Source organism: Sandaracinobacteroides sp. (assembly GCF_057137845.1).
Map to the genome: position 1 here is coordinate 1 of NZ_DBNHFX010000129.1, position 9567 is coordinate 9567.

The 9567-nt window shown below is 67.1% G+C and carries 11 protein-coding genes and 1 tRNA gene; 4 read left to right on the forward strand and 8 right to left on the reverse strand.

What is annotated here, in order from left to right:
* Positions 1-595, forward strand: a 595-nt coding sequence (locus AC16JP_RS07175) for a DUF938 domain-containing protein (RefSeq protein ID WP_484339925.1), incomplete at its 5' end; no start/stop codon positions are given.
* Here AC16JP_RS07175 and AC16JP_RS07180 read toward each other — a convergent pair.
* Positions 511-984 carry a low molecular weight protein-tyrosine-phosphatase gene (locus AC16JP_RS07180; RefSeq protein WP_484339926.1) on the reverse strand — a complete coding sequence of 158 codons (474 nt, stop codon included), beginning with the start codon at positions 982-984 and terminating at the stop codon, positions 511-513. The two genes, AC16JP_RS07175 and AC16JP_RS07180, sit on opposite strands and share 85 nt — an antisense overlap.
* Positions 985-1291: 307 nt before the next feature.
* On the opposite strand from AC16JP_RS07180, the gene AC16JP_RS07185 reads away from it, so the two are divergent.
* Positions 1292-2275: a helix-turn-helix transcriptional regulator gene (locus tag AC16JP_RS07185; protein WP_484339927.1), complete on the forward strand. Its 984-nt coding sequence runs from the start codon at positions 1292-1294 to the stop codon at positions 2273-2275.
* 29 nt (positions 2276-2304) lie between these two features.
* Here the strand turns inward: AC16JP_RS07185 and AC16JP_RS07190 are convergent.
* The 7 genes from AC16JP_RS07190 to AC16JP_RS07220 form a co-directional block, all read right to left on the reverse strand.
* Positions 2305-2379, reverse strand: a tRNA-Val gene (locus AC16JP_RS07190).
* 151 nt (positions 2380-2530) lie between these two features.
* Entirely contained in the window at positions 2531-3205 is a 675-nt protein-coding gene (locus AC16JP_RS07195) for a DUF502 domain-containing protein (RefSeq protein WP_484339928.1), read from the reverse strand.
* On the reverse strand, positions 3202-4263 hold the full coding sequence (leuB, locus tag AC16JP_RS07200) for a 3-isopropylmalate dehydrogenase (RefSeq protein WP_484339929.1): 1062 nt from the start codon (positions 4261-4263) through the stop codon (positions 3202-3204). Before leuB ends, AC16JP_RS07195 begins: the two co-directional genes overlap by 4 nt.
* Positions 4260-4871, reverse strand: coding sequence for a 3-isopropylmalate dehydratase small subunit (gene leuD, locus AC16JP_RS07205; RefSeq protein WP_484339930.1), 612 nt, complete (start codon positions 4869-4871; stop codon positions 4260-4262). Before leuD ends, leuB begins: the two co-directional genes overlap by 4 nt.
* Before the next feature lie 42 nt (positions 4872-4913).
* A complete protein-coding gene (gene ppa, locus AC16JP_RS07210; RefSeq protein WP_484339931.1) occupies positions 4914-5456 on the reverse strand; it encodes an inorganic diphosphatase in 543 nt (180 codons plus the stop codon).
* Positions 5457-5545: 89 nt separating this feature from the next.
* Positions 5546-6256 carry a hypothetical protein gene (locus AC16JP_RS07215; RefSeq protein WP_484339932.1) on the reverse strand — a complete coding sequence of 237 codons (711 nt, stop codon included), beginning with the start codon at positions 6254-6256 and terminating at the stop codon, positions 5546-5548.
* A gap of 3 nt (positions 6257-6259) precedes the next feature.
* Positions 6260-7471 (reverse strand): toxic anion resistance protein, encoded by a 1212-nt coding sequence (locus tag AC16JP_RS07220; RefSeq protein WP_484339933.1) that lies wholly within the window; start codon positions 7469-7471, stop codon positions 6260-6262.
* Between the two features lie 134 nt (positions 7472-7605).
* Here AC16JP_RS07220 and AC16JP_RS07225 point away from each other — a divergent pair, with 134 nt between their 5' ends.
* Both AC16JP_RS07225 and AC16JP_RS07230 read left to right on the forward strand, forming a co-directional pair.
* Positions 7606-8361, forward strand: coding sequence for an alpha/beta fold hydrolase (locus AC16JP_RS07225; RefSeq protein ID WP_484339934.1), 756 nt, complete (start codon positions 7606-7608; stop codon positions 8359-8361).
* 55 nt (positions 8362-8416) lie between these two features.
* A partial coding sequence (locus AC16JP_RS07230) for a DUF4403 family protein (RefSeq protein WP_484339935.1) occupies positions 8417-9567 on the forward strand: 1151 nt, incomplete at its 3' end.

Genomic DNA, 9567 nt, shown 5'->3' on the forward strand with positions numbered 1-9567 from the left:
GCTGGAACTCGCCAGCGGCAGCGGCGAACATGTCACGCATTTCGCCGCGGCACTGCCGGCGATCGACTGGCAGCCAAGCGACCCTTCGGCCGAAGCGCGTGCATCGGTCGCCGCGCGAATCGCCGAAACCGGCCTAGCCAACATCCGGCCCCCGCTCGACATCGACGCCGCCCACCCGGCAAGCTGGCCGATCACGCGGGCCGATGCGCTGCTGGCGATCAACATGGCGCACATCAGCCCATGGGCGGCAACCATCGGCCTGTTTCAGGGGGCGGGCCGTCTGCTTGCCGCCGGGGCGCCGCTGATTCTTTACGGGCCGTGGATCGAAGACGATATCGAAACCGCGCCCACGAACCTTGCGTTCGATGCCGATCTGCAGGCCCGCAATCCGGCCTGGGGCCTGCGCCATCGCGCGCAGGCCGATCAGCTTGCGCTCGCCTCGGGGCTGCGCCCCGTTGCCCGCCATCCGATGCCCGCCAACAATATACTGCTGGTGTTCCGGCGCGCGGCTCAGCGCGAAAGCAGCGCGACCAGCGCCAGCGCCGCCGCATCGACTTCGGCCCATGTCGCCTCGAAGCCCTCGTCCTCGCCATAATAGGGATCCTGCACGGGCTGGCCGTGCATCCCCGGCACGACATCCAGCAGCAGCGAAAGCCGCGCCGCCGAACCTGCAGGGGCAAGATGCCGCAAGTCGGCCAGATTCTGCCCGTCCAGAGCGAAAATCCGCTGAAAACGGCTGAAGTCCGGGGTAGCCACCTGCCGCGCCCGCAGATCGCCGATATCGACGCCGTGGCGCAGCGCTGTGGCACGGGCGCGCGGATCGGGCGGGCGGCCGATATGCCAGTCGCCGGTGCCGGCCGAATCGATCCGGACCGGCAGACCGGCAGCATGGGCGCGGGCGCGCAACGCCCCTTCCGCCATGGGCGAACGGCAGATGTTGCCAAGGCAGACGAACAGGATGGATGGAATCGAATCAGCAGACATGGCGCGACCATAGCAGCCATTTGCCGGGGAAAATGCCGGGGGGGAAAACCGGCAGCCCGCGCATGGAACGCAACATGCGGGCTGCCGGCCCTGCTGCAGGGTCCAGGGGCGGAACCGGCAGCAAGCACGCTTTACGAATCCCCTGATCGCACCGACCCATGCCATTTGCGGACATGCCTGCCGCGCGGGCACAGCATGTCGCATTGGCGACCATGTCCCCGTCTGGCATGGTCGTGGCGCTTGCGGGCGGCGGCGCGGATGATTATCCATCCAGCGCAAGGCGTTGACCGTCAGGGGAGTAGGTAGCTTGCGTTATGCCCGCGCCGAACGGCTGATCCAGCTCGCGCTTGAAATGCAGGCGGCGCGCGGCGGCCTCACCCTTGCCGACATCGAGGAACGTTTTTCCGTCAGCCGCCGCACGGCGATCCGCATGCGCGATGCAGTGATCGCCGCCTTCCCGCAGGCCGATGAAGTGCCATCGAACGACCGTTCGAAACGCTGGCGGATCGACGGTGCAGATACCCGCGCCATCAGCGGCATTTCCGCCGACGAACTGGCCAGCGTCGAAAATGCAGCCGCCGCGCTCGACCGGCTGAACCTCGGCGAACAGGCCGAGGCGCTGCGCGGCGTGGCCGCCAAGATCAAGGCGGGGCTGCCGCGCGCGGTGATGCGCCGCGTCGAGCCTGACCTTGCGGCCCTTGCCGAAGCCGAAGGGCTGGCGCTGTCGGCCGGTCCCCGGCCGCAGATCGCCGCTTCGGTGCCGGCAACCCTAAGGCTTGCGATCCAGTCGTGCCGCAAGGTCAGCTTCGGCTATGAAGCGCGGGTTTCCGGCGACAACCGGGTCCGGACCGTGCGGCCGCTGGGGTTCCTCTATGGGCACCGCCACTATCTCGTCGCACAGGAGGACATTGCCGACCTGCCGATCCGCCACTATGCGCTGCCGCTGATCCGCCAGCCGAAACTGCTGCCGGAAAGTTTCGACCGGGACCCCGACTTCGATCTTCGCGATCTGGTGCGCGGCTGCTTCGGTGTCTTCCGCGAGGAACCGCACGACGTGGAGTGGCGCTTCACCCCGGAAGCCGCGCCGACCGCGCGGCAGTTCCTGTTCCACCCTTCACAGACGACGACGACCGAGGCCGACGGCTCGCTGACGGTAAGCTTCCGCGCCGGTGGCCTGATGGAAATGGCGTGGCACCTGATGATGTGGGGCCGCCATGCAGAGGTGATAAAACCCGAGGCGCTGAAGGCGCTGCTGCCGGCCACGATGCCGGACTGGCCGGTCCTGCCCTGAGCGAAGCGGGCCTGTCGGAATGGCGGGAATGGTGGGCGCGGCAAGGATTGAACTTGCGACCACTGCGATGTCAACACAGTGCTCTACCACTGAGCTACGCGCCCTTGCCCCATGCGGGGGATGCAAAATAGCATCGGGGTCGCGGCCATACCCGGCCCTGCGGCAAAGGGCAAGCCCTGCCGCATATCTGCGGCAAAACACTGGCCCCGCCGCATACCTGCGGCAAAACACTGGCCCCGCCGCATACCTGCGGGTTCAGCGGTCGATGGCGACCGGGCGCATCGAGGGCGGCGGCGTCATGCCCATCGTCAGATAGAGACGGGCGAGATCGTCGAACTTCATTTCCGGGATCACATGCACCTTCTCGGCGGCGACCAGCAGCAGCGCGCCGCCAACCGGCACCGGCGCCGTGGGGATCAGCACGAGTCGGGCCGGACCGCCGCCGATGTCGTAGGTTTCCGCCGACGCCAGGAACGCAACCGTCTCTACCCCGCCGCCGAATTCCACCCGGCAGACCCCCATCGCCGACATTTCGCCTGCCTTGCTGCCGCCCATCGAACGCAGAAACTGTGCGACCGGGCGATAGACGTTCCCCAGAAACGGCACACGACCGACCAGTCCATCGACCCATTCTTCCAGCACTTTCCTGGCGCGCGCCTGCACCACGAACCCAAGCATGGTGACAAGCGCGACCACGGCGGAAACGCCGATCGCGAACGAGAACAACGGATGCGCGCGTTCGCCGGTGAACAGACGCCCGCCTGCCGTCAGCACATGGCCGACAACCGAATCAGGCCCGACATACCCGACGAGCTGGCCGAACACCCACGCCAGCACCGCCGCCGTCAGCAGCAGCGGGCCAAGGAAGGCAAGGCCGGTCAGGAAGGCGCGGCTGATGCGCCCGAACGTATAGGCGCCCGGCGCCTTCACCGCAGCGCGGACAGGATGGCGTCGCCCATTTCACCGGTCGAAAGCGCGCCGCCGATGTCAGGCGTGCGGGCGCCGGCGTTCAGCGCCGCCTCGACTGCCGCTTCCACCCGCCCGGCGGCCGCGGGCGCATCGAGCGAATAGCGAAGCGCCATCGCCAGGCTGAGGATCGCGGCGCACGGGTTCGCCAGCCCCTTGCCCGCAATGTCGGGGGCGGAACCATGGATCGGTTCGTACAGGCCCGGACGCCCGCTGTCGCCAAGCGCCGCCGACGGCAGCATGCCAAGCGACCCGGTCGACATGGCGGCAAGGTCTGACAGCAGATCGCCGAACAGGTTGTCGGTGACGATCACGTCGAACTGCTTTGGCGCGCGCACCAGTTGCATGGCGCAATTGTCGGCCAGCATGTGCGAAAGCTGGATGTCGGGATAGCGTTCGTCGCGCAGCTTCTGCACTTCCTCGCGCCAGAGCAGGCCGGATTCCATCACGTTCGATTTCTCGACCGAGCAGACCTTGCCGGTGCGCCCGCGCGCAAGTTCGAACGCGGTGACGGCGATGCGGCGAATTTCACTGGTGGTATAGACCTGCGTATTGACACCGCGCCGTTCGCCGTCGGCCAGGGTTTCGATGCCGCGCGGCTGGCCGAAATAAACCCCGCCAACCAGTTCCCGCACGAACAGGATGTCCAGCCCCTCGACCACCTCGCGCTTCAGGGTCGAAGCCTCGACCAGCGCCGGGAAGCAGCGCGCCGGGCGCAGGTTGGCATAGACCTGCATCTGCTCGCGGAGCTTCAGCAGCCCGGCTTCGGGCCGCCGGTCATAGGAGACGCCCGCCCATTTCGGCCCGCCGACCGCGCCCATCAGCACTGCCGAGGCACCCAGCGCCGCCGCCAGCGCGTCGTCGGTCAGCGGCACGCCATGGGCATCGATCGAAGCGCCGCCGAACAATGTCTCGGTCACGGCAAGGCCGGGGATCGCCAGTGCATCAAGCACACGGCGGCACTGGGCCGTCACCTCAGGTCCGATGCCGTCGCCCGGCAGCAGCAGCAGCGTTTTCGTCATTGTGCACCCACCCTCTGTGCAGCGCCCGCGATCCACGGCCGTTCGGCGGCAAGGCGCGCCTCGTGCGCGGTGATCGCCGGCGCCATGGTTTCCGTCAGCCCGATTTCGTCGAGGCCGTGCAACAGGCAATGTTTGCGGAATGGATCGACATCGAAGGCAAAGCGATCCTGATGCGGCGTCGTCACCACCTGATTTTCCAGATCGACGGTGATCGGCAGGCCTTCGCGCGCGATTTCCATCAGACGATCCACCTGCCCGGCGGGCAGCGCAACCAGCAGCAGCCCGTTCTTGAAGCTGTTGCCGGAAAAGATGTCGGCAAAGGCGGGCGCGATCACGCAGCGGAAGCCCAGATCCATCAGCGCCCATGGCGCGTGCTCGCGGCTCGAACCGCAGCCGAAATTGTCTCCGGCGATCAGGATCGGGGCGCCACGGTTTTCCGGCTTGTCGAACAGGTTGTCCGGGTCTTCGCGGATCGCGGCGAACGCCCCCTTGCCAAGGCCGTCACGGGTGATCGCCTTCAGGAAGCGCGCCGGAATGATGACGTCGGTATCGACATTGGCAGCGCCGAACGGCACCGCGCGGCCGGAAATGATGGAAACAGCTTTCATGACAGCCCTGCTCCTATACGCGGCAGCCGCGCGTTTCCAGCCTCAGCGACCCTGCTGCTGCGCCTGATAGCGTTCGATCGCCGCCACCACCATCGCCTCGGCGTCCTCCACGTCCACCAGGCGCGAAAGCTTTGCCCACTTGCCCTTTTCCAGATCCTTGTAGTGCTGGAAAAAGTGGCCGATCTGCTCGATCAGCACTGGCGGCAGGTCGGTATAGTTGCGGACGTTGGAATAAAAGGGATGCAGCTTGTCGACGGGCACCGCGATGATCTTCTCGTCGCCGCCGGCCTCGTCCTCCATCATCAGCGCACCCACCGGGCGGACGCGGATCACCGCGCCGGGCACCACCGCATGCGGGCCGACAACCACCACGTCGATCGGATCGCCGTCTTCCGAAAGGGTATGCGGAACGAAGCCATAGTTGCCGGGATAATACATCGCCGTGTGCAGGAAGCGGTCGACGATCATCGCCCCTGACTTCTTGTCCAGTTCATACTTGACCGGCACGCCGCCCATCGGGATCTCGATGATGGCGAACAGGTCTTTGGGCGGATTTTCCCCGGTGGGAATCTGGCTGATGTCCATAGCGCGGGCTTGGAAGCGCGCGGCCGATGCGTCAAGCCGCGATCACCGCCGGAACGGCCCGTGCATGGCCGCCATGCAACCGCCTGCCGCTATTTTCTGGTCGTCGGCCCGTATCGGCTTTCCAGAAAACGCCCTTCCGTTTCCAGCGCCTGCATGCGTTCGCGGGCCAGATCGTCGGTCAGCCGGTCGATCTCGGTGCCGACCACTTTCAGCCCGTCGCGGAAATGCGCCTGCGCATCGGGCGTGGCCCGGTGCGTTGCGGGCACGCCGACATAGGATTTCACCAGCCGGGGCAGATGGTCGCCCAGCAGGCGGCGCGCGTCGTCGGCCTGCGCCGAGGCCGGATCGAGGCGCGCCAGCTCGGGTTTCAGGCGCTCCAGTTGCTCCATCACATGATCGACGGCGCGCGCCGCCGGCGCCGGCAGCGCCGGGCGCTGCACATCGAGCCAGGTTTCAACCGTCGCCGGCAGGCTGGCAAGCGGCGTTTCCGGCAGCTTTTCCAGTTCGGGCGGCTTTTCGGCGGGCCATCCGGCCAGCAGCGCCATCACCGCCAGCACGCCCAGCAACATGGCAACGACCCCCAGAAACCCGAGCGGCGCCACCAGATTGCCATAAAGAAACGCCGCCAGAACTACCGCCAGCGCGCCGAACAGCATGTTGCGGGCACGGCGGCCCGCAGACTGCGCGGCGCGGCGGACACGCCGGCCGCTCGCCGCCAGTTGCCCCGGCGACTTCACCGTCCGCGCCAGCCACTCGTCATAGCGGGCCAGCGCATCGCGGGTTTCGGGAAGCAGCGTCATGGCCTAGCCCGAAACCGGCGCCAGCGGCGGCAACGAGGGTTGCGCTGCGCTTGCTGCGCCTGCCGGACCGGCGATCTGCGCCATACCTTCGGCACGCGCGATATAGCCCTTCGATTTTTCCACTTCCTGCGACAGCACATCGACCGTCGTCCGCATCGATTCCAGCGCCTGCGCCTTGAACTGGTCGATCGAATCCATGGTCTGGTAGATGTTCTGGAACGCCGCCTTCAGCGTTTCCACCGGGATCGTCGAACCGGCTGCCTGCTTGTGGATTTCCGCCGTCTGGGTGCGCAGCATCTGCCCGGTCGATTCGATGACGTTCGCCGTCGTCGTGTTCAGGGCGGTGATCTGGTCCAGCACCATTTTCTGCCCGGTCAGGGCCTGCGCCACGGTGACTGCGGTGCGCAGCGCGGAAACCGTGGTGGTTGAAGCGCGGTCGACGCCTTTCAGCAGTTCGAGGTTGTTCTTCTTCACCAGATCGAGCGCCAGATAGCCCTGCACGCTGACCGCCATCTGGGTCAGCAGGTCGGTCGAACGCTGGCGGGTATAGAACAGCGCCGTCTCGCGGATGGCCTTGGCCTTGGCCGGGTCGGCGGCGTCCATTTCGATTGCAGCTGCTTCCAGCTTGCCGTCCAGCAGCTTCGACATGTGGATCATCTGCTCGAGCTTGCCCATCGAATCCCACAGCGCCTTGCGCTCGGTGTCGATGGCGGCATTGTCGCGCAGCAGCTCGTCCTTGCCGTTGGCAAGGCTTTTCAGGATCGTCGAGATGTGGCCCTGCGCCGACTTGTAGCCGTCGAAATAGTCACGCGCGCGGTCGCCGAAGGGCAGGATGCCGAACAGCTTCTTGCGGGTGGTCAGGCTGCCGCGCTTCGACGGATCCAGATCCTCGACCGTGCGCCGCAGTTGCGTCAGGTCGTTGCCGATGCCGTTCTCGCGGTCCATCGCCCTGACCGGGCGCTCCAGAAAGCGGTTCGACTGCCCGGCGGCTTCGGCGATCTGCTGCTGCCCGAGGTTCGCCAGCCGGTCGACCTGCCGGCCGAACTCGGGGCTGTTCGCATCCTGCGCCACCAGCGCCGAAACGAAACCGTCGACACGGTTTTCCAGCTCGCCTTTCACTCCGGCGGTCAGGGGGACGAGACCGGCCGCCGCTTCGGGCCGGACGGTCGCCACAGGTTCGGGGGCTTCCAGTGTCAGCTTCGTTTCATCGGTCATCAATGGTTCCCGGCAAGCTTGAAGGGGCCTCTCTCGGGTCAAAGAATGGCGTCGGCACGGCCGCTTCGCAAGGGGGGCGCCATGCGGGGCCGGGAAGGGTTGCCAGCGCCGTGGGCGGGCGGCATGTCTTGGTGATGACCGACACGCAGTTTTTTTCAGGCTTCGACGGCGCCCGCCTTGCCGTTTCCGTCCGGGGGAAAGGGCCGGTCGTCGTGCTGTTGCACGGGCTGTTTTCCAGCGCCCAGACCAACTGGATCCGCTACGGCACCGCCGACCGCATCGCCGGAGCCGGGTTCCGGGTGGTGATGCCGGATTTTCGCGGCCATGGCGAAAGCGCCAGCCCCGACGATCGCGCGGCATGGCCCGCCGACGTGCTGGCGATGGACATCGAGGCGATGGTGCAGGAACTGGGGCTGGGCCGCGACTTCGTGCTGGGCGGCTATTCGCTCGGCGCGCGCACGACCGTCCGGCTGCTGGCGCGCGGCCTGCGCCCGCGTGCCGCCGTGCTGGGCGGCATGGGGCTTCGCGGCATCACCGGCGGATCGGATCGCGGCCAATGGTTCATCCGCATGATCGAGGGGCGGGGAAGCTGGAAACCCGGCAGCGCCGAATATATGGCCGAAGCCTTCATGAAGGCCGGCACCAGAAGCCCGCAAGCGATGGTCTGGCTGCTGGGTGGCCAGCAGGGAACCGATGCCGACGCGCTGCGCGGCCTCGATCTTCCCACCCTCGTCGTTTGCGGCGCCGACGATTCCGACAATGGCTCGGCGCCCGAACTCGCCGCCGCGCTTCCGGCTGCGCAGTATCGCGAAATCCCCGGCAACCACATGAGCAGCGTGACGCGGCCCGAACTCGGCGATGAAATCCAGGCGTTTCTGCGCCACTTGTGAGGATCGCCCGCTTGCGGCAAGCATAACCGGCAACAGACGAACGGGGGATCGGACGATGCGGCTGACGGCAATGGCACCAGCGGGGCTGATCGGCGCCCTCGTTCTTGTGGCCGGCTGCCGCGAACGCGCCGTCTCTCCGCCGCCCGAACGCATCACTGCCGAGGCCGAAGTCCCGGTTGCCGAATCGAATGTGGCGCTTCCGATCGCCATCAGCCTCGATGAGCTGCAACGGCTGCTGAACGCCGGCGTGCCGACCACCCTTTATTCCATCAACCAGACCGAGCGCGACTGCGTGCCCCCGGTGCGCATTCGCGGCCGCCGGATTTCGCCCGCAATCGGCTGCACCATCGTCGGTTCGGCGCGGCGCGGGCAGATCCGCCTGTCGGGCAACGGCAACCGGCTGCAAATGCACATGCCGGTTTCCGCCGAAGTGCAGGCGCGCAACGTCGGCCGGGTGCTTTCCAAGACCGCGACCGGCGCCGCCGAAGTGCGGGCCGACATCCAGCTTGGCATGACGCCCGACTGGCAGCCGACGGCAAGGGTGGTGATCGACTACGACTGGACCAAGGCTCCGGGCATCAACGTGCTGGGGCGGCGGGTGACGTTCACCGGCCGCGCCGACCGCGAACTGGCCAAGGTGATCGCCGGGATCGAGCGCGACATCCCGCGCCACCTGACGGCGCTGCACGTCCGCCGGCATCTGGAATCGGCATGGAACGACGGCTTCACCACGATCGAGCTGAACGCCAAGAACCCGCCGGTCTGGATGCGGCTCACCCCACGCCAGCTCAGCTATGGCGGCTACGCCGTATCGGGGCGCAGGCTCGACCTGCGGCTCGGGCTGGATGCCGGGGTCGAAACCTTCATCGGCGACCGGCCGCCCAACCCCGTACCGATCCCGCTGCCGCCATCCGGCAAGATCAAGGGCCCCGATGGCTTCCACGTCAACGCGCCGGTGATCGCTGCCTATGCCAAGCTTGAGCCGGTTCTGGAGGATGCGCTGAACAAGCTGGCCGCCGAACCGATAGACGTGCCCGCCGCCGGCAAGATCGACGTCGATTTCGGCGCGCCCACCATCTATGCCACACACGGCGGACGGCTGGCGATCGGCCTGCCGATCAAGGCCAGCGTACGGCGCTTCAATCTGCCGACGCGCGGCGTCGTCTGGCTGACGGGCATCCCCTACAACGCGCCCAATTCTCCGGT